The sequence below is a fragment of the Pontivivens nitratireducens genome (assembly GCF_014235845.1).
Taxonomy (GTDB): Bacteria; Pseudomonadota; Alphaproteobacteria; order Rhodobacterales; family Rhodobacteraceae; genus Pontivivens; species Pontivivens nitratireducens.
In genome coordinates this window covers 1-25,842 of the sequence record NZ_JACJUQ010000021.1, presented here as the reverse complement: position 1 = coordinate 25,842, position 25,842 = coordinate 1, and the positions used below count along the sequence as shown (strand labels likewise).

Here is a 25,842-nt window from a genome sequence, read left to right as displayed (position 1 = left end):
AAAGGAGTGTGCCCGATCATGGGGCCAGGGATGTGGAGTTGATTTTTGACCGGGCGAATTGAACGTATCAGAGTCTTTGTGAAGGTCGCCGAGCTTAACGGATTTGCGGCGGCCGCGCGTCAACTTGGTGCCACGCGATCCATTGCCACGCGATATGTCAACCAGTTGGAAGACGAGCTTGGCGCTCAACTTCTGGTGCGGACAACGCGCAAGGTCTCAACCACCGTGGCCGGGCGGCTCTATCTGGCGAGGATGCAAACGCTTCTGGCCGACCTGGACCGGGCGGATGAACTGATCAATCAGCAACACGCCACGCTATCGGGCGAGCTGTGCCTGTCGGCACCTGTCTCGTTCGGGCAGAGATTCCTTCCGCGGGTGCTCGCCGGGTTCCGCGAGAGCTATCCCGAGGTTCTGCTCAAGATTCACCTGACCGACCGTTTCATCGATATCATCGAGGAAGGGTTCGACATGGCATTGCGTATCTCGGGGCCGCCGGAAGATGTCTCCACCATCTGGCGCAAGATCATGCCCATCCGCCGTTCGATCGTCGCCAGCCCCGGCTATCTCCGGACGGCTACGCCGCTTGAGCAGCCCGAAGATTTGAGTGGACACGCCATTCTTGGATACAGCCACTTCCCCGGCGGACAGAGCTGGAAACTGACGCATTGCAGAACCGGTGAGGTCCGCTCGGCAACGGTTCGTCATGGCTTTGAAAGCAACAGCGGCGAATTGATCGTCGCGTCTGCCCTCGGCAACGGGGGCGTTTCAATGTTGCCGGATTTCCTTGTCCGTGATGAACTGGCCGCAGGCACGCTCCGCCGGATTTTGACGGACTGGACGCCACCCGAGATCTGGCTGACGGCCTTCTATCCCCCATACGAGATGCTCCCCGCGAAAGTCGAAGCCTTCACGGGGCTCATCGAGGAACAGGTTCGTGCCTTCCCTGACGTGACCGGTCAGGTGGTGGTGTAGCATTCGCCGCCGTCGACGTCGCGCTGCGATTAGCCGCGGCAAAAATTCTCAAGGCCTGTTGATGGTTCCCATCTAATCGGCGGTGCCTTCGTAGCTGTCAATCCGGCCCATCCAGCCACGATAAAGATGAGGGACGGAAATACGCGCCCGGCAGGCGCAGCAATTTTGCGTAACGTTGTGCCAATTTTGCCCGTTGCCATGCGTGCCGTGCGGATAAGGCTGCGATCTGTGCAGTAAAGTTGCACCCTGACCCACGGAAGTTGCCACGCGGGGATTGCCGGGTGATTTTGCAATATTTGCGTTAGTTTACGCAACAATTGCGATGATTTGGAGCATAATATGGAAAATAAATGCCGTGTCCGCAAATCGTGTTGGGTGAAATGGATTTGTGAACACTGAGGATGGGCAGCCAGTGCAAGATGTTGCACATCTTGACGCAGAAATCCATGCGGGCAAGGCGCTTTGTCTTCCGACGGCTCCTGAGGAAATCTTCGGGAGTTGTCCGCCATTGCGGTCAGCTTCTGCGGACGAGACTGCCGTTCCTCGAGATCAATACTACCCAAAAAGGAAGTGTATCATCCCAGACACCGCGATGATTACAGGAACTGCCATGACTATCTGTAGGGTGGCGGCACCCAAGTTGTAGCCGAGCAAATAGTCCCGCAGTGTGAACCAGGGATCACCTTCGTTCTTCTTTTTCGGTTTCAGGAACATCTTGAAGCCTTTCCTGTGTTCGATTTATCAACTATAAAAATGCGAGTTTTCGCTCATATTTACTACTCGCATCTGGGCATTGCTACAGAACTGCCAATAGAGGTTTGATTTGCTTAGAAAAATACCGAAGCAAACAAGGGCAAAGCAACTGGTGGCTGACGTAATTGAAGCCGCCGCTCGCATTTTGGAAACGAGTGGATCGGAAGCTCTAACCACGAATATGATTGCCGAAGTTGCCGGCGTCAGCCCTGGCAGCGTGTATCAATACTTCTCGGACAAGCAGTCGATCATCAGCGCCCTCATCGAGCGGGAAGCGCGCGAGTTCATCGGGGAGAGCCACGATGCGATCGAAGGATGCTCCGGCTTGGATGCCGTGATCGCTTTTGCCAAGGCGTTGACCTTGCACCGTTTGCAGCGTCCGAAACTGACGCTTCAGCTTATTCTACTCGATCCCACGCTGACGGCCAGTTCCGAAAGCGCAAAGATCAACGAGGAGATTTACAACCTTCTCTTGGACCTTGTGAACGAGAGTGGCGTTCTGGTCGACGGTCAGGCATCGGTAGCAGTGATGGACATCATGGGGATCATGCGTGGCATGATGCTGGGTGAGTTCATGAACCAAGCCAGGAGTGAAGATCTGCCGGATCGGATTGCGGATGCAGTTGCCGGATACTGGTGCCGACGCGTTCCAACTATGCCAGAATGCGACTAACCGCTTCGGACTCAAAGTATTCATTGCCTTTCGATCTCTGGCACCATTCACCTGCACCACGAAATAACGGTCTGGCCTGGTATCGCCTTTTGCGCATTCTCATATTGCTCGAAACACCTCAACTGGGTCGAGTTTCAAGGATCGCGCAATGAACCAGCAAATATAGCCTTCGAGATACTTGCTCGCCGGGCCGCGGAAAGGCCGGATAAAGGTCTTGTAGAGTTGGTGGAGCGAGTTTGTATTCTGGATGTGGTAAGCTGACGAGTTGCCGGTCGATACCTGTTTCGGTTTAATTTCGACATGAGTGATCTGCCTGCTCGCAGTGAAGCTTTTGTAGCCAGAAAGGCCGTCAGAGCACAGGACGGCATCTGAGGCCACGAATGGCGCAAGCGCGGCCTCAATCGTTTTGTCGGTTCGGTTTGGAATGCGTTCGGCCCGACGGGCGCCGTTCCGATCTACCAGCGTCAGAATGGGCAGCTGCCAGCGAGACAGCCCTCGCATCATGGGAATACCCTTCTTGCCATACTCATACCAACGCAGTCGCGGCGGCGCAGGGTGGCTTGCAGGATTGCGCAGATACTTGACCCATTCACGCGATCCCTTTCGCGACTCCCGCTGAAAGGTTTCATCTACCTCGACGATACCTGCGAAGACTTCGGAAGATGATCCAGACAATCCATCGAGAATGATCAAGCGCCAGCGCCAGATGGTGTATTTATTCACGCCCAAGGCCTCGGCGAGGCGTCGAACCGGCGAAGGCGGTGCATCTCCCATCATGTCACGGAGAACTTCCAGGAAAAGATCAGGGCGGTGAATATAGCGAATGATCGAGGTTGTTCGCCCCGAGTAGGTCTTGAGGCAGCCAGAGCACCGATATCGCTGGACCTTCGTTTTCGTTGTGCCCCATTTCTGGCGCGCCTCGCAGTCGCAAAACGGGCACTTGTGTTCTTGCTCTGTTCGTGTTTCGATTTCAGCAAGCGCTTCGGATCTCCTGCGAACTTCCTGAAAGGCGGTCCCAGCTACCGCTATTTGTGCAGGACTCAGGTGAGAAATTCGGTCCAGGAACCGGCGAAAATCGTGGTTTCTCATAGGCATCTCCGCAATGGTTTACGGAGGGATATTGGCCGAATGTGAAAACACGAAGGCTAACCAACACGATTTCCGGACACGGCAAAAATAAAAAACGGATTGTTGCGCTGAGCGCGTCAGTCAATTGCGCAGAGGTCAACTTGTCTCAGCCCCCGTTTCACCCACATGCTAAGCAACAGAATGCATCGGAGGAAATGAAAATGGGCCTGCTCATCGACGGCAAATGGGAAGACCGCTGGTACGACACCGGCAAGAGCAGCGGGAAATTCGAGCGCGAGGATGCGCGTTTCCGCAGCTGGATCACCCGCGACGGCCGCCCTGGCCCAAGCGGCGAGGGCGGCTTCAAGGCCGAGGCGGGTCGGTATCACCTCTATGTGTCGCTGGCTTGCCCCTGGGCCCATCGCACGGTGATCTTCCGCAAGCTCAAGGGACTCGAAGACCTGATCGGTCTGACGATTGTGCATCCGCACATGCTCGAGAACGGCTGGGAATTCGACCCCGCCGACCCCGATCCGATCGGGGATCACAAATTCCTGCACCAAGTCTACACCTGCGTCGTGCCCGACATGACTGGCCGCGTGACGGTGCCTTTGCTGTGGGACCGAAAGCGGCAGACCATCGTGAGCAACGAGAGCTCGGAGATCATCCGCATGTTCAACAGCGCCTTCGACCATATCACGGGCAACAGGCTGGATTTCTACCCCGAAGAATTACGCACTGAAATCGACGCCATGAACGACTTCGTCTACCCGCGCATCAACAACGGTGTCTATCGTGCCGGTTTCGCCACAACGCAGCAGGCCTACGAAGACGCTTTCGACCAGCTGTTCGACGCGCTCGAAACGCTCGAAGCCCGGCTGGGCCGCTCACGCTATCTGCTGGGTGACCGCGTGACCGAGGCCGACTGGCGGCTGTTCACCACTTTGGTCCGGTTCGATGCGGTCTATCACGGTCACTTCAAGACCAATCTGCACCGGATCGAGGATTATCCGAACCTGGCGAATTACGTCCGCGACCTCTACCAGGAGCCGGGTGTCGCCGAGACCGTGAGCCTCTGGCACATCAAGCAACATTACTATGTGAGCCAGCGGACCATCAATCCGACGCAGATCGTTCCCAAGGGCGGCGAGCCGGATTTTTCGCGCGCGCATGACCGCGATCACGTCACCCTGCGCGCGGTCGGCTGACGGCACCTGCTTGCGCGGCATTGGATCTGCGCGTTATCGCACAGCGGCTGTCAGATCCTCGCCAATCACGATTTCGCCTCCAAGGCCCATCTTGGATGTATAAGAGCAAAGGAGCCTCCCATGACGTTCAGACCGGTCGCAGCCACCAGCAAAGCACAACCCGCACTGGAAGGTGCGGGCGTACATCTGCAGCGCGTATTCGGATTCGGCGATCCGTCGTTGACCGATCCGTTTCTGATGATGGACGATTTTCGCAACGATGACCCACGGCTTTATTCCAAAGGATTTCCCTGGCATCCGCATCGCGGGATCGAAACGATCACCTATGTTCTGGACGGTCAGGTCGAACATGCCGATTCGCTTGGGAACCGCGGCCTGCTCGGTCCGGGCAGCGTTCAGTGGATGACCGCGGGATCGGGCATCGTGCATCAGGAAATGCCTGCGGGCAACGCCAAGGGCCAGATGCACGGCTTCCAGCTCTGGGCCAACCTGCCCTCGTCGCTCAAGATGACGGCGCCGCGCTACCAGGACATTACCGCCGGCGACATCCCCGTCGAGGGCGATGACGACGGCACGGTGGTCAAGGTGATCACTGGCTCGTTCTGGGGCAAGACCGGCCCGGTCGACGGGATCGCGGCGAACCCGATGCTGCTCGATGTCTCAGTGCCCGCCGGTCGGCGCAAGGTGCTTCCGGTGGACACGCGGGCCAATGCGCTGGCCTATGTCTTTGCCGGTTCCGGCACGTTCCGCGATGCCAGCGATCCTGTCGGCATCAAGGTCGAAAAGGAATATCGCGGGCAAGAGCTGAATATCCGTGATCAGACCGGCAACCGCACGCTGGTCCGTTTCGGGTCTGGCGACGAGATCACGGTTCAGGCGGGCGACGATGGCATTCGTTTCCTGCTGATGACCGGCAGACCGATTCAGGAACCCGTCGCCTGGCATGGCCCCATCGTGATGAACACCCAAGAAGAACTACGGCAGGCAATCTTTGAACTGAACAACGGCACCTTCCTAAAGCAAGCGTGAGGATGCCGCACGGTACGCAATACCAACCAACTGAAAAGGAAAAGACTATGGCACAGCCCAAGATCGCAATTATCTTCTACTCGACCTACGGAACCAACCATGCCGTCGCTTTGGCGGCGGCAGAGGCCGCCCGCAATGCAGGCGCGGATGTCCGCCTTCGCCGCGTTCCCGAGACCGCCCCGAAAGCGGTTGTCGAAACCCAGGACGCCTGGAAAGCGCAGCTGGACAAGATGGGCGATATCCCCGAAGCGACGGCCGACGACATGGAATGGGCCGACGGCTATTTCTTCTCGACACCGACCCGTTTCGGCGTGGCCGCCAGCCAGATTCGCGCCTTCATTGATACGCTGGGAGGACTGTGGGGTGCCGGCAAGCTGGCCAACAAGACCTTTACGGCCACGACGAGCGCCCAGAATCCGCATGGCGGTCAGGAAGCGACCATACTCAGCCTGTACACCACTGCGATGCATTGGGGCGCCATCATTGTCGCGCCGGGTTTTACCGATCAGTCGATTTTTGACGCTGGCGGCAACCCCTACGGCTTCTCGACCAACGCCAATGGCTTTGACGATGCCGGCAAGGCGGCAGTGGCTCATCAGGCCAAGCGCCTCGTGGAGATGACCACAAAGATCACCGGCTGATCGAGACGGCAGATCGCGGGCGATATCCGGGCGCGAACCAGAGCGCCCTACCGCCCGCGAAACCGGTCATATGCTGTATGAATATCAGTTCGTGGGACAAAAATACTGCTGCTGCGAAGCACTTAATGTCGTTTTGCACAAATAAGTAATTTCAGCAGTTTTTTACCCTTCGGCAGGATCAACTGCAACCGGTCGGATCTGTCGCGCGCCGCCTCGATCGGATATCGGCGGTCTGCACCACCCGGCTGCGGCTACGCTCTCAAACGCAGGCCGAGGTCGAAGTACCGCATGTCGGCAAGCAGCCCGGCACAGGTACAGGGACACCGGGTGCTGGTCTAATTGTTGGGTCTAGACTTCAAGCTGGCCACCGCATCAAGGAAGGCCTGATCCAGAACCGGATCGTCCCATTTACCAGCGACAGCCATCCAGCGATCCAGATCCTCACGGAAACCCGGATCGTCACTCTTCATGTGAAACGTGAACAGACGGTTGACGATGTCCCGCATCAGGCTTGCCATCTGGCCGTCGTCGATATGGGCGGCTTTGGGCCAAGGTATTTCGCGGCCCTCGGCATCGATCACGAGGACATCGGAATAGTCCCCCGTCCTGGTTATCGGCACCGTGCCTGCGTGCAGGTCTTCGAGGTGTGTATTCCGGATGCAGATCATCGCCATGATCTTCGCAAGGTTGGCCGCGATGCGGTCTTCGTCTGCGGGTTTCATGGGCAAATCCTCATATGATAGCGAAACCCTCATATGATAGCGAAACATTGACCGCTGGCTTGTCTGGCACCAGGCCAGGATCATTCGTTGAGATAAGCCGTCCAGTTTTGCCGCGCATGCACAATGCGCAGCACCTCCAGCCAGCTGTCTTCGATCCGATAGAGGATGAGATGGGACCCTGAGCGGTACACCCGCACGGGAGGGCGAATTTCGACCCGTTCGCGCGCGATTTCAGGGTGTCGGACCAGCAGGGACATATCACTGGCGATCGCGCGGATGTAGGTTTCGGCCTGAACGACAGACCAGATGCGCAGGGTGCGATCCCAGATCGCGTCCAGATCGTTTAATGCTGCGGGGACAGTCGGTATTCAGTGACCGTTGGTGTCGGCATTCTGATCTCGCTTGCGGACAAGGAATGCTTCGACATCCAAATGCCGCGCGGGGCCACTGGCGATGCCCTCATCTACGAGCTGCTGCAGCTCCGCAATAGCCTGATGGCGGTCCTGGTCCCGGCGGATCAGATCGCGAACGTAGTCACTGGCGTTGCTGTAGCGCCCATCCTTGGTTTGCGCCTCGACCCAGGTCTTCATCGGATCGGGCAATGAGACATTCATCGTGGCCATGGTCTTGATCTCCCTTCTCATGAAGATGGCATAGATTGGCAAAGTTTGTCAATAAGTGCGCCAGTGTCACCAGACCGGACCTAACCGGCTACGGCGCGCATTGTACCCGGCGGACTGTCCCGCCGGGCCGAAGGGGGGAGACCCCGTTCTTCAGAACGGGATCTCGTCGTCGCGGTCGACCAGCTCGGGGTCTTGAACCTCGGTCGACTTCGGGGGGCTAAGGAAGTTTCGGCGATGATCTCGCAGCCGTAGCGGTCAATGCCCATGCTATCGATCCACTTGCTGTAGTGGATACGGCCGTGGGCGAGGACCTTCATGCCCTTTTCGCAATGCTCCGTGACCGTCTTGCTGAGACCGTTGAAGCAGGTGATGCGGTGCCATTCCGTGTCCATGACCCGGTAGCCGTTGTCGTCGCGCATCACGCGACCTTCCGAGAGGCGGGAGCGCGAGGTGGCAAGGCTGAAGTTGGTGATCTGGGTGCTCGCGCCTTTCGTGGTGCGGGCTTCGGGGTTCTGACCGATGTTGCCGGCGAGGATGACGATGCTCTGCATGGGTAAGCTCCTGTGTTTCCTGTCTTCGGGACCGTCCCTTCGACAAGACCCGAAAAAGCCCGTCGGGTGAGGCGTGCACGGCGGACGGCACGGACGCCGGAATCCCTCCAAAGGACCGGGGTGGAGCGGGCAGGACGCCACAGGCGGCCAACACGGCCCGGACTGACGCGGGGTTGGGCGCAGGAGACCGAACGGGATTAGGGGATTGTCAGTCGAACGAAGGACCCAGAGGACAGAGAGGCACGGGGAGCCCATGCCAGACCCTGTCACCTTGCCAGTCGAACTTATCTGAACCTAATCCCTGCACCTCTCTGGCGGTGACGAAAGTGACGATCATCGACTCGCGCCCTTCTGCCCCTGCCTGCCGGAAGTTTCGGGCCTATGCTGCAACGGGCTATCAATATCGGAACATTCAGGACACGGACCGCACCAATGGCTGATTTCGATCTCGAGGCCCTGTCGCTCAGCGAGCTGAAGAAAATGCAGAAGGATGTCGAAGGCGGCTTCCACCTATCAAGATCGACAAAAGGCGGTAGTCTGCGCCGGAACTGGGCTACTCTCTTGCCGAACTTGTCGGCTCCAAGGTGAAAACCACCCTTGTGCAATCCGCTGCGAAATCCTCACCACCTAAGAACCCTACAGCTCATCCGGTCTATCCGTGGGCGTGACCCGAAGTGGTTCGTTGACGCATTCAAGGCGGGCACAGACCCAAGTTAAGAAAACAGCTTTTTACTGACATGACACGAAGATCATGTTAGCAAAGCGACACTTTCTTAACACGAGGCAGGGAACATGTTAAAGCCGACCTATATCATCCCCACTCTGCCCCCGACGGCGGAAATCGAAACTATTCCTGTGCTCAAAGCGCTCGCTCGCGCTAGCCGTGCGCTTGCGGACCTGAAGGGGCAGGCAAAGACCATCCCAAATCAGGGCATTTTGATCGATACCCTCGCACTCCAGGAAGCCAAGGCCTCCTCCGAAGTCGAAAACATCGTCACGACGCAAGATGAGCTGTTTCAGGCGGACATCTTCCCCGACGATCCGCAATCCCCTGCGGCCAAAGAGGTCGCCCTTTATCGCGATGCTCTCCGGCTTGGCTATGCACGGTTGGGTGAAACCGGCGGCCTGATTCCCAACTCGGCGATCATCGACATGTTTCGTCTGCTGAAAGGGCGTAGTGATGGGTTTCGAGTAACACCGGGAACCGCCCTAAAGAACGAGAAGACCGAAGAGATCGTCTTTGTGCCGCCTCAGGATGCGCGCGAGATCGTCACCCACATGACCGCGTTGGAACGGTTTATCAACGATGACGGTCTCAGCGACCTTGATCCGCTGATCAAGATGGCGCTCATCCACCACCAATTCGAAAGCATCCACCCCTTTCCAGACGGGAACGGGCGAATCGGCCGCATTCTGAATGTCCTCTACCTTACCCGCACCGGGTTGCTCGACATCCCCGTGCTGTACCTGTCGCGTTTCATTACTCGCAACAAGGCGGACTACTATCAGCACCTGCAAGACGTGCGAGATACCGGAAACTGGGAGAACTGGGTCATCTACATGCTCGAGGCCGTTGCAGAGACCTCTGCGACGACCTTCGAGATTGTTACCGGTATCCGGCAGCAAATGGCGGACGTCAAGCATCGGCTGCGGTATGAGTTGCCCAAGATCTACAGCCAGGAACTGCTGAACAATCTCTTCCGCCACCCTTACACGCGGATCGAATACCTGCAGAAGGATCTGGATGTCAGCAGACAAACCGCTGCGAAGTATCTCGACACCTTGGCGGACCGGGGCTTTGTGGAAAAGCACCGGTCTGGGAAGAATAACTACTTCATCAACGTCGCCTTGGTGAAACTCTTCCTAGACGTCTCGGGCGGCCCGTAGGACTCTGACTAGCCTGACAATTCGAGAAAGGTGACGATCTGCCGGCCTGCATCGGCACTCTGTCTCGTTCAGCTGCGGCGACTGGCAGGCGTAGAACTCAGGTCGGCGCCCTTGCGCCGAACCTGAACCTTGGCGGAAACCGTGGGCCTAAGCCCACGGGTCAACCTCAACCAGTACCTGAACTTCGTCGCCGTCGATTTCATCGGCAGGGACGGCGCCGAAGATTCCATCCCCAACTTGGAAGACGACGATCGAAACCATGAGCGTGGCGGCGAGGGAGGCGGCGAAGGCGTGTGCATCTTTGCGGGACATCTGTTTGGCTCCCGTCTTGGAGGCGGGGGATGGTCCCCCAACGTCAGGAGCCGATCGTCCCGCTGATGCTTCTAACGTCACCAGCCTCCCGGGCAGGCGCTTGGTTGAAGACGTCCTTCCTTGGGGATGGTTCCTTTGGCGCCCCGCGACATCGCGGGACAAGGTTGTGATGGATGAGCAGCCCGCGCTTGGGCGGGCCCCTCGGTTTCAGTTGGGCTCAGGCGGCCAGGTCCGCGCCCCCTGCCCTTTCGCACTGTTCATCGCCGACGATTTCAAGCCGCGCGTTGCGGTATCCTTCTTTGGCGATCCAAAGCTCGGCCGCAGTGACGGACTCCGCCAGATGCAGCAGCTCCGTATTGCCGCCGAAGTCGAGAAGCGCGCGCACCTGCCCGGGCTTCGGTTCCTCGGCCACCTCGAAGACGAGGGCGCTGTCAGCGGAATGGCTGCGCATGATGGTCACGAGGATGACCCCGTCCGAGGCGAAGTTGCCCTCATGCAGCGCGAACGACGCAGGAGCCGTCCAGGTCGGGTAAGGCCGGGGTGGTTCCTTTTTCACGAGGCGGCCGACGCCGTTCGAGCGCTCCCAGGCTGCGAGCTTCTTGGTGAAGCGTGCGGGCGGTTTGGGACTGCCGTCGGTGTAGCGAATGAGCGCCCCAAGGGGCGCGGTGTCGATGATGGTTGTTGCAGACATGATTCCTCATTCTGAATGCGAGTAATCGCACTCATCTCATTGATATTGTTATGATGTTGGGTAATTGGGGGCAGAATCTCCGCCCCCCGCTGGATCACGTTATTCCGCGGCCAGCATCGACGCGCCTTGAGCAGGCAGGTCATCCGTCAGGAACGCGGGAAGGTCAGCCTCACTGACGCTGTCGGCCACTTCGGCATCGACATCCGGCCCCTGCCCTTCGACACAGTCCTCACCGTCCAGCGCTACGAGATCGTTCCGGCGCAGGACCTCGGGCAACCAGCCGCTGCCCTTCAGCAAGCGCTCGGCTTCACTAGCCATCTCGCCCTTCTTCAGGTGATCGAGAAGCTGGGCAGTCCCCTCCCCCTTGGCCTCACGCACGGCATCGAGGATCCGGGCCTTGGGCACGCGGTTGAGATAGGTGTCGACCGTCGGCTCCCAGCCCGCCTCGACCATGTCGAGATCGACGGCACGCGCCACGAGATCGGCATGCGCCATACGCCGGGCCAGACCGCCAGCAGAGATGCCTGCCCCGTAGGGGTTCACCTTCTCATGCATCGCGTTGACGCCGAAGCTGAGGCAATGCGCCAGCAAGGCCAGCCGACTGCCCTGGTCGAGGACCGTCAGATAGTCCCAGAGCGCTGCATCATCGCCAAGCGGCAGATCGGCTTCCCATTCCGCATGACGCTCGTCGACGAGCTTGGCCACCACGCTGTCCTTCAGATCGGGCGCTTGCGTTGACATGTAGACATGACGCACGGATGCCTCGAGACAGCTGCCCGAAGCAGAGGAGGTGCGGAAGGTGTCCGTCACCAGCTTCAGCAGCAGCAGCGTCAACGCCGCGTCGGGCGAGCGCCCGATCGCTTCACGCAGCGCCAGCGTCCGGTGGGCCGTCAACTCCATGACCAACCGCTCGGGCAGCGGCTTCAGCGCTCCTTCATCCTCATCCTCCGGCAGGTCGCCACCAATCGGCTGGCCTCCCGACATGATGACGGTTCCGCCATGAGCGACACTGCCATCGCCATCGGTGAGATCACGATCATCCCCCTGCCCCGCCACCGCAAAATCGGTACCATCCTGGACCGCGGTCTCGTCAACGGGCTCATCCTCTGGACGCACATATCCGCGATAGATTGCCAGAGCGCCGTAGCGGTCGAGCGTGACAAACGCCCCTGCCCGCCCGATCTCTGTCTGATCGAAGATCAACGGCCGGGTCTCGATCTTTTCCATCTCCGTTTCCAACACGCCAAGCCGCGTGTCGACCTCGTCGGGGATTTCATCCTGACCCGCGTATTCCTCCTCGAGCGCCCGGTACTCGGCGAGCAGCTTGGCATGAGCCGCACCTTCGTTATCCGTCATCGGTGCCGGATCGCCGGATAAGGACCGCAGACCGTAGCTGTAGTCATAGGGCAGATCAAGCGCGACCTCGATCCACTTCCAGCCCTCAACCGCAACCGTCTCAGCCTCGGCCTGGAGTTTTTCCGTCACCAGCCGATCGAGCAGGGCAGGGTCCTCGAGCCAGCCACCGTCATCGCCCTGAAAGAGGTCATGCAGCATCGTGCCGCCCGCCGCTTCATAGGCCTCAATACCCACAAAGACCGCACGCCGGTCTGACGCCCGAACCGAGGTCTCGGTCAGCATGCGCCGGATCTGGAATGGCTCCTTGTTCCAGGAAGAATGGATCACATCCCAGACCTGAACCTGACGCGCGTGATCGGGGTTCACGGTGAAGGCCATGAGCTGCTCCAGCGTCATGCCATCCTCGGCATAGACCTCAAGCAGGGCAGGGGCGACGGTGGCAAGTTTCAGGCGCTGCTTCACGATCTGCGGCGTCACGAAGAAGGCGGCAGCAATCTCTGCATCGCTCTGACCCTTGTCCCGCAGCGCCACAAACGCGCGGAACTGATCGAGCGGGTGCAGGGCGACGCGCTGCATGTTTTCTGCAAGTGAATCGTCCTCGGCCAGGATGTCGGAAGCAGCATCGCGGACGATGCAGGGAATGGGCGTGGTCTTTGCCAACCGCTTTTGCTTCACCAGCAGGGACAATGCTTGGAACCGACGGCCACCGGCCGGGATCTCGAACTTGCCGGTCTCGGTCCCATCGGCAGCCAACACGGGCCGCACGCTCAGGCTTTGTAAGAGACCGCGGCGGGCGATATCTTCGGTGAGTTCCTCGACAGACACGCCAGCCTTGATGCGCCGCACGTTGGACTGGCTGAGCACCAGCTTGTCAAAAGGGATATCCCGTGAAGGGGACAGGGTGATTTTCTGGACAGCTTTGGTCATCAGATGTTCTCCACGACGGGCGTCGGAAGCCTCTCTCCCGATCTCACTTCCCGTCACCCTCAAACCAACAATCCTTTCCCTCTCGATGATCGTATGGTTGCCAAGAGGCGACTTAACAGCTGTTAAGTCAGGCCAACCGAGGTGCGACGATGTTGAAACTTAACAGCTGTTAAGCCGCACTTCGCCGACCGATCAAAGCCATGACCATCGGCCCGCAGGAAAACTCGCCCGCCGCGGCTTTGGACGTCAACGCCCGCAAGTATCCACCCGGTGATCTGATGTCGGAAAAACGTTCCAGCATAGCCACGACGACGATCGAGGCTTGCTCTGGTCCCATGCAGCGTTGCGCTTCTTCCCAAGCGGAAACACTGATCCCCATGGCCGGCCGTACGTGACAAGCCGCGTCGAAAAGCTGGTGCCAGTGTCGAACGTCGCCCTGATAGAAAGTCTTGAGCGAGGGACAGCCGGCGATTACCAGGTGGAGTGGGATTTTCGGCACCCGCCTCGTGTCAGGCTCTTCAAGGTCAGCCACGGGCTCACCCGTATCATCATCAGGCGCGCCGCCCGCCGCCCCGCCGTTTTCTAAGGCAGGTTCAAAATCTATAGATTCTTTATTTGAATTATGATGGTGACGCTCAAAATGGGCATCATTGGTGTCCATTTCTTCTGTTTCAGGGCCATCAATGGCATTACGGGCCTGGTCAAGAAGGGTCTCCAGTTCAGTTCGAAATGCCGACAGATCCTCAAACGAAAGCTTGCGGCGAAGAGCGCGGGCTGTGAGAGCGGCCGTGTCGCGGAGCTGGTCCCATAGGCCAAGCCCGGGCTGGATCTCCTCGCCGAACTCCGCCAGAGCGGCCAGGTCGCGACGCATAAGGCTCACCACCTCCCTCAGTCGCCGCACACGGTCCTCGGCCTCACGCACGGCCTCTGCGGCCCGTGCAATCTCCTCTGCCCGGCAATAGAGCGAGGAGAGGTCAAAGCCGAAGGCCACGCGATCTTCACCACGCTTGCGCACATACCGCTTCCCATTGGGGCTATCGCGCCGCATGAGCAAGCCTGCCTCTACCAACCGTGCGAGGTGACGGCGCATCGTCGAGCAAGGCATGCCGTTCAGCCGCTCGCAGATCGCCTTGTTGGATGGGAAGACGACCATTTCGGCGTTGCCGCCGAGTGCATCGTCCGGAAAGAAGCTGAGAAGTCCCTGAAGAACGGTCAGATCGCGCTCGGAAACCCCAAAGGCGGCCTGTGCCTTGGACAGCTCGCGGAGGAGCTCCCACTTGTTGACGGGCTTGCCGGGAACAGACGCCTCGGGACGCTCGACCACGCGCAGATGGGCGTGCGAGATCGGCCGCATAAACGGCGAAATCGATGTGTAATCCATGATGTCATTCACGAAGGCAAAATTTCCCTGGCCCGCGAATCGCTTTGCGCTTGCGGGAAAGGGGCCAGATCGCTACATTCAGAGGTGCGAAAACTGAAGTTTTGTAGCGGGCTGGTCCCGTGCGAAACCTAAGAAAGGTCTCGTGAAGCTTGCTTCTCGGGGCCTTTTTCTTTTCTGCCTGTCTCGTGCCTCCTTTTTGATTGTTGCTCTTCCTCAGTCTTCCGAACGCTTCCAGCGCTCGTGAAGCTCGGCGATCAGCTGCGGGGCGTTGCCCTCAAGCCAGCTGACAAAATCGCTCTCCTCAGCCTTCAACTCGAGCTTGAGTTGCTTTCCACGACGTCCGGTCGTGACAGTGGCGGCACCGACCCCCGGAATCACCGTGCCGGGCCGCCCGCGAGGGCGAGACGAGGATGTGGTCTGTTCGGGCTTCCCTGCAGCAGAAAGGACGGCCAAAAATGCATGATCGGATTTCTCGTCAATACCGCCTTGGTAGGATGTCTTGGCCTCACCCGCCAAAGCTGCAAGCAGTTCGCGATCGGCATCCGTAGCCCCCAGCAACTTCTTGAGCTCTTCCCACCTGGGCCGACCAATGCCCGGAGCGGCACCGATGGCGAGGACCAGGTCCTCCCCAACGGTGCGGATCACGCTTAACAGCTGCGACACTCCTGCCTCGGTCAGATTGAGAACCTCGGCGACACCCTTGTTGGTGCGTTCGGATGCGCTCAGATGGTCACCGTCGAGCAAGGCTGCGGCAACAAGCGCTCGTTCGATGAAGCTTAGATCCCGCCGCTCCTGGTTCTCCAACAGCTGATCACGAAGTGCCTGATCGCCCTCCATCTCTGTGACAATGGCGCGGACCTTGATCCCAAGTTCTCTACAAGCTTCGAGTCGACGACGGCCATAGATCAGGCTGTAGCGATCACCCTCAAGCGGCCGGACGAGGATTGGTACTCGCTGTCCGTTCTTGGAAATTGACGCCTTGAGGCCTTCAGTCTCGATCTGCAGCCGGTCATCGAGCCGACCTGTGGTTTCGATTTGGTCAGGCTCGATTTCGAAAACGCCGCCGCGCAGCCTGCGCCCCTCAAGAGCGTCGGGCGCGTTGCGCAGGGTCTGCAGTGGCAGTCCCAGTTTAGGCTTTCTTACCATTGCGTCCCCACGTGTTCTGGATGATCGCCGCGATCTCGTCGTTGACGGCGTTCATGGATTCGATTGCACGATCGAAAGTCTGACGCGTGAAGTCCTTCTTGTCGGCCTCGTAGAGCGTCTGCTTCGTCAGCCCTGCATCAGAGATCGCAGTCGACTCAACCATGTGGTTGGTCAGGACTGACCTGCCGAACAGACCCCGGATGAAAGCAATGACTTCGGTCTGCGGGGCATCACCCACCTTGTAGCGGGTCGGCAGAAAGCGCAGCCAGTCGAAGCGAAGGTTTGCGCCGGCATCCCGGATGACGCCAAGCAGATCAGCGGTCATTCGCAGAAACTGCGACATGGACATCAGATCGAGCATTTGCGGGTGAACGGTAACAAGCACCCCTGAAGATGCTGAAAGGGCGGACATGGTTAAAAAACCAAGCTGCGGCGGACAGTCGATGACGACGACGTCATAGTCCGCTTCGACACTGTCGAGCGCGTCGCGCACACGGGCAAAGAATGCGCGGGCGCCGCCACGCTGAATGGCTGCCGGTGTCTCATGTTCGAATTCCATGAGCTCGAGGTTCCCGGGAATCAGATCAAGACCACGGATGTAGGTCTTGCGGATCACGTCCGAGATCGGGACCGGTTCATCGTAGCGAACCGCATCATACAGCGTGCCACCCTCCATCAGGTCCAGCTCAGGCTGGATGCCATGCAGCGCGGAAAGGGATGCTTGGGGGTCCAGATCGATCGCAAGGACACGGTATCCCTTGAGAGCCAGGCGCTGTGCAAGGTGAGCGGATGTTGTCGTTTTCCCGGACCCGCCCTTGAAGTTCACAACAGAAACAATCTGAAGCTCGTCACCGGCACGACGTCCCGGAACGTAAGTTCCAGGCTTCTTTGCGTTTGCCTCAAGGGCGTGGCGAATCTCCCAGATATCTTCGAGGGTATATCGCCGGTGGCTGCCCGCAGTGGTTTCGACGTCAGCGATCTTTCCTTCTCGATGAAGCTTGCGAAGGTAGGTATGATCGACGCCAAGCAACTCGGCCGCCTCTCCACTGGTCAGGCTGCGCATGACTTTTTTGGCGTCGGGAGGGAAGTGGGCAGCACGTTGCGCATGAAGATTGGACGCAAGAAGCTCTGCGTAGTGCCCGATGGCAATGTCCAGGTCCTGCTCAGCTTCGCTCATCTGTGCCTCGATTCGTGGGCGCGTTTTTTATGTGATCGCGCGTTATTTATCGAGACTATTGCCCGAGCTATCAGATTCGTGCAAGCTCTTTCTAGATTTGGTGTCAGTCGCTGCGTCATGCACAAGAGTAGCTAGGGTTTGCGGCAGGCTTGTCTTCGGAACCTTCCGGATATACATTACAAGGCGTATATCCGCATGGGAGGTCACGATGCAGGTCGCAAAATGGGGTAACTCGCTGGCCGTCCGTTTGCCCGCGGAGCTCGTGCGAGAGCTTGGTCTCAAGGAGGGTGATCAGATCGACCTGGTCAAGGACGACGGTCGGTTCAGAGTCCGTCGCCTTGCTCGTGCGGATGAGGTGCTGACCGACCTGCGCCGCTTCCGGGACAAGTTGTCCGCAGCAGAACGTCTGAGCCGCGACGAAGCGCATGAGCGCTGAGTTCGCGGACACGAATGTCGTTCTTTACCTGCTCGACGACGGCCCGAAGGCCGATCGCGCCGAGGTCATCCTGGGGCAGGGGCCCCGGATCAGCGTTCAGGTTCTAAACGAGTCACTGGTGAACTGCCGCCGCAAAGCTGGCCTCAGTTGGGAGGAAGCAGCGACCTTTCTCGAAGGCGTGCGCGCCTTGTGTCCCGTCGAAGACCTGACCCTTCAGACCCATGACGTCGGCCGCGCTTTGGCTGAACGCTACGGTTTCTCGATCTACGACGCGATGATCGTGGCCAGCGCTTTGGTTGCGGGGTGTACCACGCTTTGGAGCGAGGACATGCAAGATGGCCAGCTGGTGGAAGGCCAGCTTCGCATCGTCAACCCCTTTACATGACCGGACAGCTACTGAGCGTGGAACTGACCACAACCTTGTAATCCTTCCATGTCGTGGAGGATTTGCAAGGTATCTCGACTACTCAAGCAGCCCCAGTCTCTCAGCCCGTTCCAACAGCATCTTCACCGAGGAAGGTTGCCAGCTTGTCCGCCCACGGGGCGTGCGCTCGCGCATCGCCTCCAGCCGGGTGCAAATCGCCTGAAGCGTGATGTCGGGGTCCGCGCCCTTGATGGCGGCGACGATGGCGGGCAGGCGGTCGTCCGTTTCGCGGCGCCCGGCGCGGGCCAGCACCTCGGTAGGCAGGAAGCCGTCGCGAACGTAGGCCTTCACAGCGCGTAGCAGGCGGCTTTGGGTCCAGCGACGCGCCTCGGGCAAGGGGCCGTTGATGATGCGCACCACGTCTTCCCAGGCCAAGTCGGGGCGCAACCGGCGCACTTGGGGCACCCAATCTTGTGCCGTCTCGTTCAGCCGCTCCATGTAGCCGTCCTGTCGCGCCAGCCGCACCTTGCGAAGAGCGGCTGGGTCTTTGGCCCGCAGCCCAGGGTTCCCGCCCACGCGGCCCTTTGTGCGCGCGCTGGCGAGGCCGGCCTTGGTTCGTTCCCGGATAAGGGCGCGCTCGAACTCGGCCGCAGCGCCCAAGACCTGCAGCGTGAACTTGCCTTGCGGGGATCCGGTGTCGATCGGGTCCTGAATGGAACGAAAGAACGCACCCTTGGCCTCCAGCCGTTCGATCACCTCCAGCAAATGCGACAGGGATCGCGCGAGGCGGTCGATCCGCACGACAACCAGCGTGTCGCCCTTGCCGATGCGTTCCAACACCCGCGCCAGCACCGGCCGCGCACGATTGCCGCCCGAGGCCTGTTCTTCATGGATCTCGGCGCAGCCCGCGGATTTCAGGGCCTGCGACTGGGGCAGGGGGGTTTGATCCTCTGTTGAAACGCGCGCGTAGCCGATCAGGGGCATCAAAACAGTCTTTTTGCAGTTTCATATACCACTAATAAACGACCGTTTGTAAGCGAATGCAAGTGCGGGCTCTGTGGGGCTGTTCAGTACAAAGCCCTTGGTTCCCTTACGCTGAGCGCGATCAGCGAGCTCTCGCAGACCATTGCGCGCGCGTGCTATATAAAGTGTGTAGGCGCACCCTGACAAAACCCTTGGGTAAAACGCAAAAGTTCCGTATTTTGCACATATGGAGCCTCAAGCATTTATAAAGTGTAATATTTTTGATGATCCTCTTGAGGATGCGGAGGAGCTTGAAGAGACTTCTGAGGATGTCGCGTTTAGTTCCTGATTTCAATTGAAGCCGTAAGCTGAAACTGAAGCGCTGGAATTTCATCTTAGCGCTTCACCAACGCGTCAAGATTCCTGAGCTTCACAGCCCTGCGGCTTTGGTCAGGTTCACCCTGAACCTGTCGCGCCTGCGCTGGTAGCGCCGGGTCATCTCGGCCGACGCATGTCCGAGTTGCTTTTGAACATAACGCTCATCAACCTCTGCCGACGAGGCGAGCCCGGCGCGCAAGGAATGGCCAGAGAACATTGCCAGCCGTTTGGCTTCCGGCAAATCGGATCTGACGCCGCTCTTCAGAACGGTTGCTTTGATCAGCCGTGCGACGTGCTTGTCGGAAAGGCGGGCCTCGAGCGCACGTTTGCCATCCCGCGATGTTCGCACGAAGACCGGCCCGAAGTCGATCTTTGCAAAATACAGCCATTGCTCAAGTGCGTGGACAGGACAGGTCTGGTCGCTTGAGCCGCGCCCGACCTCGACCTCGCGCCACCCGGTCTTGGCGTTCAGCGTCAGCAGAGCGCCATCTTCGAAAATCTCGATCCAACCGCCGGAGTCCGGTGTATCATCCTTGTGCACGTCAAGGCTCACGATCTCGGAGCGACGGAGACCTCCAGCATAGCCCAGAAGTAAGGTCGCCCGGTCTCGAAGCCCGCGGAGATCATAGGGAAGGGTGCCCACCATGGCCTGGATGTCATCGGGCAGGATCGCTTCCTTCTGAACCGGCGGACGCGCGTGTCTGCGCCTAATCCCGGCCAGAACGGTGGCGACATGGCGGTCCTTGCGATCAAGAGTGAACCCGCGCTGCCTGTAGTTCCAAGCGAGGCCGGAGAGGCGCCGCTCAATGGTGGAGACCGAGAGAGCAGGGGCCTTACCAGTCGCGGCGGCCAGGTCCGCCACATAGAGCCCGACCATCTCGGGCGAGGGGGGCAGGGGATCCGTCCCTTTCAACCGGCACCAACGGGTGAAGTGTTTCCAGTCGGCCGAGTAGGCCTTGTTGGTGTTCTCAGCTGTTGAGGCCTCGGCGTAGTCGCGCGCGGTGTCGATCAGCCGGTCGAGCGCGCCGGAGCCGGCCACATGAGCGGGCAGAGCGATTGAGGCTCCGTCCCGAGAGGTTCTCTCGTCGTGTTCGTCACTGTTCAGCGAGTCATAGGACGCTGAGCTCGAAATCTCTGCGTCAGACGCGTCGGAATCCTCGATTCTGGTGCCGTTATTCGTGAGACTGCTCATGTTTCCGAGCATATCAGTTTTACGTCCGATAACGCAAGGTTATTGGACGTATTAAGGTTCGGCAAAGAGGGGCGGTTTTTACACTATATGGTAGCAAAAAGCGCCGCCACAAAATAGTGTTGTGGCATGACATATGCCCGCCCAACCTTCGACAGCGACCCTGATAGCTTACCCCGGATGCCGCCCTGGGTCACCTCGGCACGCGCCGAAACCCCTGAAGATGTGGCGTTTTTGTCCGGCGCAGCACTGAACCACCTGCATCTTGTGTTAGGATACGATCCTGTCCCCCAGGCCTTGCTGCGGGACAGGCTCGCGCTGCGTGCGACGGAGGCTTGTGTCGCGTTTTCGGGTCGTCTGGAGCGGGCAGGGGAGCTGCGCGACGTGGTCCATCTGCTGCGCCCCGGCGACCTGCCCGGCCCGGCAGGCGAAACCTGTCTGGCGTGGCGTCGCGCCACAGAAAGGCCGGTGACCGTGCAAGCTCTGGTCCGGGCGCTGCCTGAACTTCAGGGTGATCAGATCGCGAGTTGGCTCGATGCCGGGCAGGGGGCACCGGTCGGTCGCGCGGCAATGGTGCTGGAGGCGGTACTAAACGATGCCCCCCGTGCCGAGGTGCCCGCACTCCTCCTTGCTGACGCGGCCCTCGCTCAGGCGCTTGGTTGGGATCATGTCGTGCCGCTTCTGGCCGCAGGCCTGAAACGCGCCAACATGCGCAAGCGAGGCAAAGACCTACGCTCGGCTTGTCATCGTGCGCTCGTCTCATCGGCGGTCGATGCCGTGCGTCTCTCAACTGACCTCGCGCGGCGGGCAGCGCATCTCAAAGCGGTCGCGCCGAAGCTGCGCGCCAAAGGCGCAGAGGCCGCCGTCGCGATGTTCCTGACCCAAGATGCCGTCGCGCCTGCGGCCCTCCCACTACCGGACCGGTCCGCACGGCGGCTCTGTGACCGGTTGGTCGATCTCGGCGCGGTGCGCGAGCTGACCGGCCGCGACACGTTCCGGCTCTACGGGATCTGAGCGATGGCCAAGGATCACGCCGAAACTGACTTCGATCGGGAACTGAACGATCTGCCAGCCGAATTGCGCTGGCGCGAATGGATGCGGCGGATTGAAGCCGTTCTTTTCGCCAGCGCATCGCCGGTGCCGCGCGAGGACCTGGCTCGGGTGGTAGGGCAAGGAGCTTCGATTGAGCTTCTGATCGAGGACCTGGCCGCTGACCTTGACGGCCGATCATTCGAAGTGACAAAGGTCGTCGGCGGTTGGATGCTGAGGACGAGGCCCGCCTACGCCCCGGCGATACGGACCGCCGCTGATATAGGTGAACAGGACCTCGATCTGCGCGAGTACGATGTCGCTGTCCTGGCCGCCATCGCCTACCACCAGCCGATCACACGGGACGGCCTGAAAGACATCTTCGGCAAAGAGATCAGCCGAGATCTGATCGGAAGATTGCATGCGCGTGGATTGATCGTCACCGGGCCACGGTCGCCGCGGCGCGGGGCACCCTATACCTATGTGACGACGGAGCAGTTCCTGGTCGCGTTCGATCTGGAGTCGCTGCAGGACCTGCCCGATCGGGAGCAGATGGAGGATGCAGGGGTCATCAATTCGCAGGCATAGCCGTTGCCAATGATGTGCGGCGGTTTGAATGAAGGCGAACGATGACCTGTCGTAAGTCCGCCAAATCAGGATGTCTGGAGCGCGTCTTTGTTCCCGGTGTGATCTGTGACGTGATCTCTGCTCTCAATGACGCCACCAAGTCGGAATGCTTGGGCGCAGCCCGTGCAATGCGGGTCCAGAGATCAATTGCAGGATGCACGGAACGTTTTTGGAGGTGCGTCATTCCATCGGCCAACTGGCGGAACAATACGTAGCGGACCCGGTGCGGCAAGCGCGAAATTGACGTCGGCTGGCCATTGAACGTGAAACAAGCAGCCCCAAGCATGGCGGGCAGGGATGTCTTTCCATGCCGTCCATGTCCTGCAACATGCATTCGAAGCAAATCGTCGATGAGCCGTTCGAGACGCTGCACATCATACTCGGCGGGCAGGGTGGGTTTTCGGAGATCAGCATCGCACCAGACGCAGAAATGTTGCGGCAGAAGCCGGTTCTGTCGAGCAGGCGCAATGCCGCCGCCGCAGGCAGGGCAGTGATCGCGCAAGCGGCATCCATGCCGAAAGCAGGAAACGCGCGTCGCCAGGCTCCAGCCGCGCCGGAAGAACGGTGCGCGATCCTCTTTCAGGCATGCCGGGCAATATTGCAGGCGATTGACCCGAGCGGTCAATGTGCGGGCATCTCCTGATCCTGTGATCTGCCGCACTCGCAACCGGGCCAGCGGGTCGCGGTGCAAAGCCAGGCCATCAATCTCCTCGGCGGGCAACCGGGTTCGCTCGACCAGCAAACTGAGGATTCGCCCGGGAAGGTCTCGGTCAAGCTTCGCAGACCAATCTCCAACTGCGACATCCAGAACCCGCCCAAAATATTGAGGTGGAATTCCATTGGCCATGGCCAGCCGATGCAGCCAGCTCGACAGAAGCTCTCCGCGTGCCGGTGCAACAACGCCGGGCCAGCCTTGCCCCACCTCATTGCCGTAGTCGCGCGCTGGTGTGACTGTGATCTCGGACGCAGACTGGTTCACATCATTTCGCGGCGCAAAGGCGCGTTTCGGCGTTTCGACAGGGGCGTGTAACCAAGCGAGGTAATGGTCGCTTCAGAAATGTGTTCCTCGCCGTTCCTTATCGCCTTGATGGCCGCGCTACTCACGATATCGACGACCTCTCCGATCAAGCCCTCTGACAATTCATGGATGATCTCAGCCAGTGACGGTCGCGACAGGTTCGAGGCGTGGGCGAGAGGGATGCTGGTTTCAAGACTGTCGAGGAGCGTCGCGAAATCCTCGTCATACGCCCATCTGGGAATAGGGATCGTATCGAACCGCGATCCCATTTCCTCGGTGTCGTGTACCGCGTCATAGACCGCAACCTCGCCAACCAGTACGGGCGAAATGTCGTGGACACGTGCGATACGGCGCAGGAACGAAAAGATAGATTTCACGTCCTGTCGGCGCCCTCGAAGGGCGCTGTGAAACTCATCGAAGATGAGCAGGCGGGGTTTCAAGCTGTCCAGCAAATGATCCACCTGCTCGCCCGCGCGCGACAGGCTCCGCCAACCAGATGCCTGAGGCGCGCGCAACCCGGCAAGAATGCTGGCATAGAAGTGAGACAGTCCGGCACCTTCTCGGGTCTGGATCACCCAGATCCTTTGACGTTCTGACTGCAGCAAATGTTCAATCGCAAAGCGTTCGGCGATCATCGTCTTGCCATTGTGATAGGGGCCTGTCAGCAAGAGCCCTCTGGGACGCAAGGTTACTGGCCGATCAAGCAGCAGACTCATGGCGTTATGGGCGCGACTTGCAACCGGATGGCTGATCCAACGGGCCGACCGGATATGGGCGATGCGGCACGCGTCACCGGCATCGAGAAGTGATGCGGCGGAGTCTAGGAGGTGATCAATCATTTCACCAATCCTCAACCGGAAAGACGCGGCGCGGGCGCTCAGAGTCAGGCGTTTCCCGGATGGGTGTCGGGGCAGGAGTCAGGCTCTGGTAGGGTTTCGGCGCCTGAGCCGCATGCCTGGCCCGTGCGATTTCCTTCAGCCTTTGCTTCTTGGTTGCTGAGGCATCCACGGTCGCTGCGATTTCGCGGCGGATCGCGGTCTTCTCCTCGATCGGGCGCCGACCAGTTTCGCGCGCTCGGTTTCTCTCGGCCCTGTGCTGCCAGAGGGTGACCGCTTCAAGCAGTCCATCCCGACGCGCCACAGGGCGCCAGACTCCTATATCGGGGTCCTTGATGTAGATGTGGCTAATGTCCCGAGGATCATAACGAACATCGAGAGCATCCAATCGATCACGGCGGGCGACCAATGGGCCCATCCATGGGTCGAAATAGTCATTGGCAAACAGGCTGACACCCTGAGGTGAAATCCTGCGTGTCTTGTGCGGGAGAAAGCTGAGCAGAACATCGAAAGGGTTGTCTTCCGGGCCATCCGGCTGACGGCATTTTCGTTCCCATGCAATTGTCGGGACCGTCAGCTTGCGTTCATTCTGGCTAAGATTGTGATCGATAATCGCCAGCGCGATACAGCGTTCGAGGTCTGCAAAGTTCAGCCTCGCACGGTCTTCGGACAGATACTCACCCCGATCCGCGATGGAACGCCCGGTCTTGCCAGGCAGGGAGCGCAGCACCGTATTCACCTTGCCTAGAAGCCGTTCGACAACCCCGCCACGATGGACGGTCCCCTTGTTCCGGCTTTGAATTACAATGCCGTACTCGGCACAACCTCGGATGAAACTGGTGCTTCTGAATTCCATGGCGGAATCCACGACGATCTTCTTCGGGCGGCCAAACATTGACCAGGAATGATTGATGTCGCGCGCTGCCAGCCAGTCCTCCTTGCGGCACATCACCTGCGCCAGACAGAGGGCGACCGACAGGCGTGAGGGCTGCTCAAGGGTCAGGCAGAAGCCGATAATCGCGCTTGTTGCAACATCGGCTGCGATAGTGAGATAGGGGCGTCCAACATAGATGCCCTGACCGTCGATGACTTCCACAAACTGGATGTCGGCGGGGGTATGGTCTATCTGGACAACATCGAGTGCGTGTTTGGCCCGGATATAGCCTGGGCGGGGTTTCAGGCGCCGTAGATTTTTCCCTCCTGAATGTCGCCGTCGTGCAATCTCCTCGGGCGTGAACAGTCGTGGGATACGCTTGGAAACGGTGACATAGGCAGGCGGATCAAGTCCTTCGCTGCCGCATCGGGCGCGGATTTCATCGACAATCGGCGCAAGGTCCGGTTGCTCGGGCCGAAGCCACATCTCCCGAAGGGTTGCCGAAATGATCTCCTCAACAGCCGGGCTGATCCTTGCGCGCCTGGCTCCACCTGTCTTTGGCAACAGCGAAGACACCCGGCGCTCGGCACGATATCGGCGCAGGTGGTTGTAGACTTGGCGCGTCGAGAGACGCAATTCGGATGCGGCGCGAGAAACTGCGGGGCGCATAGGCTCTTGCCCGTCCAAAATTCGGTCCAGCTCGCGCGCAATACGCGTTGCCTTGGCCCAAGCCTCGTCAGACGCTTCGTTTTCGCGCAGCGTCATGAACCCGCTGCTCCACGGTTTCTAAACCCCATCTTCTGCCCCATTTTCTCGCTTGTTGAAACGCGAGCTAAAAATTGAAATCGAAACGTAAAATACCACGTCGGATTACGCTTCATCCTACTGGAATCCTGTAAGAACTTTTTGATGAAACGGCAAAGCAATTGCGACAGAGGACGACCTGTGGTTCCTGCCCGGTCCGATGGAAGAGGAGCCGCATTATCTGCCGCCCGGACCTAGGGCCGAAGT

General features: G+C 59.4%; 26 protein-coding genes and 1 pseudogene. 11 read left to right on the top strand and 16 right to left on the bottom strand.

Features of this window, described 5'->3' with window-relative positions:
- Positions 1-45: 45 nt before the first annotated feature.
- Entirely contained in the window at positions 46-972 is a 927-nt protein-coding gene (locus H1S03_RS15810; protein WP_221892732.1) for a LysR family transcriptional regulator, read from the top strand.
- A gap of 865 nt (positions 973-1,837) precedes the next feature.
- Entirely contained in the window at positions 1,838-2,398 is a 561-nt protein-coding gene (locus H1S03_RS15805) for a TetR/AcrR family transcriptional regulator (protein ID WP_221892731.1), read from the top strand.
- 99 nt (positions 2,399-2,497) lie between these two features.
- On the opposite strand, the gene H1S03_RS15800 is transcribed toward H1S03_RS15805, so the two are convergent.
- Positions 2,498-3,487 (bottom strand): IS1595 family transposase, encoded by a 990-nt coding sequence (locus H1S03_RS15800; protein ID WP_185805171.1) that lies wholly within the window; start codon positions 3,485-3,487, stop codon positions 2,498-2,500.
- A gap of 200 nt (positions 3,488-3,687) precedes the next feature.
- Here H1S03_RS15800 and H1S03_RS15795 point away from each other — a divergent pair, with 200 nt between their 5' ends.
- The 3 genes from H1S03_RS15795 (at position 3,688) to wrbA (ending at position 6,344) form a co-directional block, all read left to right on the top strand.
- Positions 3,688-4,674, top strand: a complete 987-nt coding sequence (locus tag H1S03_RS15795) for a glutathione S-transferase family protein (protein ID WP_185805170.1) — start codon at positions 3,688-3,690, stop codon at positions 4,672-4,674.
- A 120-nt stretch (positions 4,675-4,794) separates the two neighbouring features.
- Positions 4,795-5,703 carry a pirin family protein gene (locus tag H1S03_RS15790; RefSeq protein WP_185805169.1) on the top strand — a complete coding sequence of 303 codons (909 nt, stop codon included), beginning with the start codon at positions 4,795-4,797 and terminating at the stop codon, positions 5,701-5,703.
- A 47-nt stretch (positions 5,704-5,750) separates the two neighbouring features.
- Positions 5,751-6,344, top strand: a complete 594-nt coding sequence (gene wrbA / locus H1S03_RS15785) for an NAD(P)H:quinone oxidoreductase (protein WP_185805168.1) — start codon at positions 5,751-5,753, stop codon at positions 6,342-6,344.
- A gap of 335 nt (positions 6,345-6,679) precedes the next feature.
- Here wrbA and H1S03_RS15780 read toward each other — a convergent pair whose 3' ends face one another.
- The 4 genes and pseudogenes from H1S03_RS15780 to H1S03_RS15765 all read right to left on the bottom strand — a co-directional run bounded on the left by H1S03_RS15780 (position 6,680) and on the right by H1S03_RS15765 (position 8,240).
- The gene (locus tag H1S03_RS15780; RefSeq protein WP_185805167.1) at positions 6,680-7,066 is read right to left on the bottom strand and encodes a hypothetical protein; all 387 of its coding nucleotides are present in this window, start codon (positions 7,064-7,066) and stop codon (positions 6,680-6,682) included.
- Positions 7,067-7,146: 80 nt separating this feature from the next.
- Positions 7,147-7,434 carry a type II toxin-antitoxin system RelE/ParE family toxin gene (locus H1S03_RS15775; RefSeq protein WP_185805182.1) on the bottom strand — a complete coding sequence of 96 codons (288 nt, stop codon included), beginning with the start codon at positions 7,432-7,434 and terminating at the stop codon, positions 7,147-7,149.
- Complete coding sequence (locus H1S03_RS15770) at positions 7,435-7,689, bottom strand: type II toxin-antitoxin system ParD family antitoxin (protein WP_185805166.1); 255 nt, start codon at positions 7,687-7,689, stop codon at positions 7,435-7,437.
- Positions 7,690-7,839: 150 nt separating this feature from the next.
- Positions 7,840-8,240, bottom strand: a pseudogene (locus tag H1S03_RS15765) (single-stranded DNA-binding protein).
- 432 nt (positions 8,241-8,672) lie between these two features.
- Here H1S03_RS15765 and H1S03_RS17585 point away from each other — a divergent pair.
- Positions 8,673-8,828: a hypothetical protein gene (locus H1S03_RS17585; protein ID WP_240910506.1), complete on the top strand. Its 156-nt coding sequence runs from the start codon at positions 8,673-8,675 to the stop codon at positions 8,826-8,828.
- 204 nt (positions 8,829-9,032) lie between these two features.
- Complete coding sequence (locus H1S03_RS15755) at positions 9,033-10,127, top strand: Fic family protein (protein WP_185805164.1); 1,095 nt, start codon at positions 9,033-9,035, stop codon at positions 10,125-10,127.
- Positions 10,128-10,274: 147 nt separating this feature from the next.
- Here the strand turns inward: H1S03_RS15755 and H1S03_RS15750 are convergent, their stop codons facing one another.
- From H1S03_RS15750 to repA, 6 genes are all read right to left on the bottom strand, one after another.
- Positions 10,275-10,439 (bottom strand): hypothetical protein, encoded by a 165-nt coding sequence (locus H1S03_RS15750; RefSeq protein ID WP_185805163.1) that lies wholly within the window; start codon positions 10,437-10,439, stop codon positions 10,275-10,277.
- Positions 10,440-10,656: 217 nt separating this feature from the next.
- Entirely contained in the window at positions 10,657-11,130 is a 474-nt protein-coding gene (locus H1S03_RS15745; protein ID WP_185805162.1) for a hypothetical protein, read from the bottom strand.
- A 99-nt stretch (positions 11,131-11,229) separates the two neighbouring features.
- Positions 11,230-13,413: a ParB/RepB/Spo0J family partition protein gene (locus H1S03_RS15740; RefSeq protein WP_185805161.1), complete on the bottom strand. Its 2,184-nt coding sequence runs from the start codon at positions 13,411-13,413 to the stop codon at positions 11,230-11,232.
- A 169-nt stretch (positions 13,414-13,582) separates the two neighbouring features.
- On the bottom strand, positions 13,583-14,794 hold the full coding sequence (gene repC / locus H1S03_RS15735; protein WP_185805181.1) for a plasmid replication protein RepC: 1,212 nt from the start codon (positions 14,792-14,794) through the stop codon (positions 13,583-13,585).
- Positions 14,795-15,007: 213 nt separating this feature from the next.
- Complete coding sequence (repB, locus tag H1S03_RS15730) at positions 15,008-15,940, bottom strand: plasmid partitioning protein RepB (protein WP_185805160.1); 933 nt, start codon at positions 15,938-15,940, stop codon at positions 15,008-15,010.
- A complete protein-coding gene (repA, locus tag H1S03_RS15725) occupies positions 15,924-17,117 on the bottom strand; it encodes a plasmid partitioning protein RepA (protein ID WP_185805159.1) in 1,194 nt (397 codons plus the stop codon). The genes repB and repA overlap by 17 nt, the downstream gene beginning before the upstream one ends.
- A 208-nt stretch (positions 17,118-17,325) precedes the next feature.
- Between repA and H1S03_RS15720 the strand changes: the two genes are divergently transcribed.
- Both H1S03_RS15720 and H1S03_RS15715 read left to right on the top strand, forming a co-directional pair.
- Complete coding sequence (locus H1S03_RS15720; protein ID WP_185805158.1) at positions 17,326-17,553, top strand: AbrB/MazE/SpoVT family DNA-binding domain-containing protein; 228 nt, start codon at positions 17,326-17,328, stop codon at positions 17,551-17,553.
- Complete coding sequence (locus H1S03_RS15715; RefSeq protein WP_185805157.1) at positions 17,543-17,938, top strand: PIN domain-containing protein; 396 nt, start codon at positions 17,543-17,545, stop codon at positions 17,936-17,938. Before H1S03_RS15720 ends, H1S03_RS15715 begins: the two co-directional genes overlap by 11 nt.
- 78 nt (positions 17,939-18,016) lie before the next feature.
- On the opposite strand, the gene H1S03_RS15710 is transcribed toward H1S03_RS15715, so the two are convergent.
- Together H1S03_RS15710 and H1S03_RS15705 are read right to left on the bottom strand one after the other, a co-directional pair.
- The gene (locus H1S03_RS15710) at positions 18,017-18,901 is read right to left on the bottom strand and encodes a recombinase family protein (RefSeq protein ID WP_185805156.1); all 885 of its coding nucleotides are present in this window, start codon (positions 18,899-18,901) and stop codon (positions 18,017-18,019) included.
- Between the two features lie 409 nt (positions 18,902-19,310).
- Positions 19,311-20,450, bottom strand: coding sequence for a tyrosine-type recombinase/integrase (locus tag H1S03_RS15705; RefSeq protein ID WP_240910505.1), 1,140 nt, complete (start codon positions 20,448-20,450; stop codon positions 19,311-19,313).
- 126 nt (positions 20,451-20,576) lie between these two features.
- On the opposite strand from H1S03_RS15705, the gene H1S03_RS15700 reads away from it, so the two are divergent.
- Together H1S03_RS15700 and scpB are read left to right on the top strand one after the other, a co-directional pair.
- On the top strand, positions 20,577-21,461 hold the full coding sequence (locus H1S03_RS15700) for a DUF1403 family protein (protein ID WP_166195346.1): 885 nt from the start codon (positions 20,577-20,579) through the stop codon (positions 21,459-21,461).
- 3 nt (positions 21,462-21,464) lie between these two features.
- Entirely contained in the window at positions 21,465-22,064 is a 600-nt protein-coding gene (scpB, locus tag H1S03_RS15695) for an SMC-Scp complex subunit ScpB (RefSeq protein ID WP_166195343.1), read from the top strand.
- Here the strand turns inward: scpB and H1S03_RS15690 are convergent.
- From H1S03_RS15690 to H1S03_RS15680, 3 genes are read right to left on the bottom strand one after another with little or no spacing between them, the layout of a single operon-like run.
- Positions 22,048-23,082, bottom strand: coding sequence for a TniQ family protein (locus tag H1S03_RS15690; RefSeq protein WP_166195340.1), 1,035 nt, complete (start codon positions 23,080-23,082; stop codon positions 22,048-22,050). The genes scpB and H1S03_RS15690 overlap by 17 nt on opposite strands.
- Entirely contained in the window at positions 23,079-23,960 is an 882-nt protein-coding gene (locus tag H1S03_RS15685) for a TniB family NTP-binding protein (protein ID WP_166195337.1), read from the bottom strand. The genes H1S03_RS15690 and H1S03_RS15685 overlap by 4 nt, the downstream gene beginning before the upstream one ends.
- Before the next feature lies 1 nt (position 23,961).
- The gene (locus tag H1S03_RS15680) at positions 23,962-25,596 is read right to left on the bottom strand and encodes a Mu transposase C-terminal domain-containing protein (RefSeq protein WP_166195334.1); all 1,635 of its coding nucleotides are present in this window, start codon (positions 25,594-25,596) and stop codon (positions 23,962-23,964) included.
- Positions 25,597-25,842 lie beyond the last annotated feature (246 nt).

What these genes read in the sequence shown, in the direction of transcription:
- H1S03_RS15800 (WP_185805171.1), bottom strand. Translation starts at nt 3,487, where the DNA reads ATGAGAAACCACGATTTTCGCCGGTTCCTGGACCGAATTTCTCACCTG.
- H1S03_RS15795 (WP_185805170.1), top strand. Translation starts at nt 3,688, where the DNA reads ATGGGCCTGCTCATCGACGGCAAATGGGAAGACCGCTGGTACGACACC.
- H1S03_RS15790 (WP_185805169.1), top strand. Translation starts at nt 4,795, where the DNA reads ATGACGTTCAGACCGGTCGCAGCCACCAGCAAAGCACAACCCGCACTG.
- wrbA (WP_185805168.1), top strand. Translation starts at nt 5,751, where the DNA reads ATGGCACAGCCCAAGATCGCAATTATCTTCTACTCGACCTACGGAACC.
- H1S03_RS15780 (WP_185805167.1), bottom strand. Translation starts at nt 7,066, where the DNA reads ATGAAACCCGCAGACGAAGACCGCATCGCGGCCAACCTTGCGAAGATC.
- H1S03_RS15770 (WP_185805166.1), bottom strand. Translation starts at nt 7,689, where the DNA reads ATGGCCACGATGAATGTCTCATTGCCCGATCCGATGAAGACCTGGGTC.
- H1S03_RS17585 (WP_240910506.1), top strand. Translation starts at nt 8,673, where the DNA reads ATGGCTGATTTCGATCTCGAGGCCCTGTCGCTCAGCGAGCTGAAGAAA.
- H1S03_RS15755 (WP_185805164.1), top strand. Translation starts at nt 9,033, where the DNA reads ATGTTAAAGCCGACCTATATCATCCCCACTCTGCCCCCGACGGCGGAA.
- H1S03_RS15750 (WP_185805163.1), bottom strand. Translation starts at nt 10,439, where the DNA reads ATGTCCCGCAAAGATGCACACGCCTTCGCCGCCTCCCTCGCCGCCACG.
- H1S03_RS15745 (WP_185805162.1), bottom strand. Translation starts at nt 11,130, where the DNA reads ATGTCTGCAACAACCATCATCGACACCGCGCCCCTTGGGGCGCTCATT.
- H1S03_RS15740 (WP_185805161.1), bottom strand. Translation starts at nt 13,413, where the DNA reads ATGACCAAAGCTGTCCAGAAAATCACCCTGTCCCCTTCACGGGATATC.
- repC (WP_185805181.1), bottom strand. Translation starts at nt 14,794, where the DNA reads ATGGATTACACATCGATTTCGCCGTTTATGCGGCCGATCTCGCACGCC.
- repB (WP_185805160.1), bottom strand. Translation starts at nt 15,940, where the DNA reads ATGGTAAGAAAGCCTAAACTGGGACTGCCACTGCAGACCCTGCGCAAC.
- repA (WP_185805159.1), bottom strand. Translation starts at nt 17,117, where the DNA reads ATGAGCGAAGCTGAGCAGGACCTGGACATTGCCATCGGGCACTACGCA.
- H1S03_RS15720 (WP_185805158.1), top strand. Translation starts at nt 17,326, where the DNA reads ATGCAGGTCGCAAAATGGGGTAACTCGCTGGCCGTCCGTTTGCCCGCG.
- H1S03_RS15715 (WP_185805157.1), top strand. Translation starts at nt 17,543, where the DNA reads ATGAGCGCTGAGTTCGCGGACACGAATGTCGTTCTTTACCTGCTCGAC.
- H1S03_RS15710 (WP_185805156.1), bottom strand. Translation starts at nt 18,901, where the DNA reads ATGCCCCTGATCGGCTACGCGCGCGTTTCAACAGAGGATCAAACCCCC.
- H1S03_RS15705 (WP_240910505.1), bottom strand. Translation starts at nt 20,450, where the DNA reads ATGAGCAGTCTCACGAATAACGGCACCAGAATCGAGGATTCCGACGCG.
- H1S03_RS15700 (WP_166195346.1), top strand. Translation starts at nt 20,577, where the DNA reads ATGACATATGCCCGCCCAACCTTCGACAGCGACCCTGATAGCTTACCC.
- scpB (WP_166195343.1), top strand. Translation starts at nt 21,465, where the DNA reads ATGGCCAAGGATCACGCCGAAACTGACTTCGATCGGGAACTGAACGAT.
- H1S03_RS15685 (WP_166195337.1), bottom strand. Translation starts at nt 23,960, where the DNA reads ATGATTGATCACCTCCTAGACTCCGCCGCATCACTTCTCGATGCCGGT.
- H1S03_RS15680 (WP_166195334.1), bottom strand. Translation starts at nt 25,596, where the DNA reads ATGACGCTGCGCGAAAACGAAGCGTCTGACGAGGCTTGGGCCAAGGCA.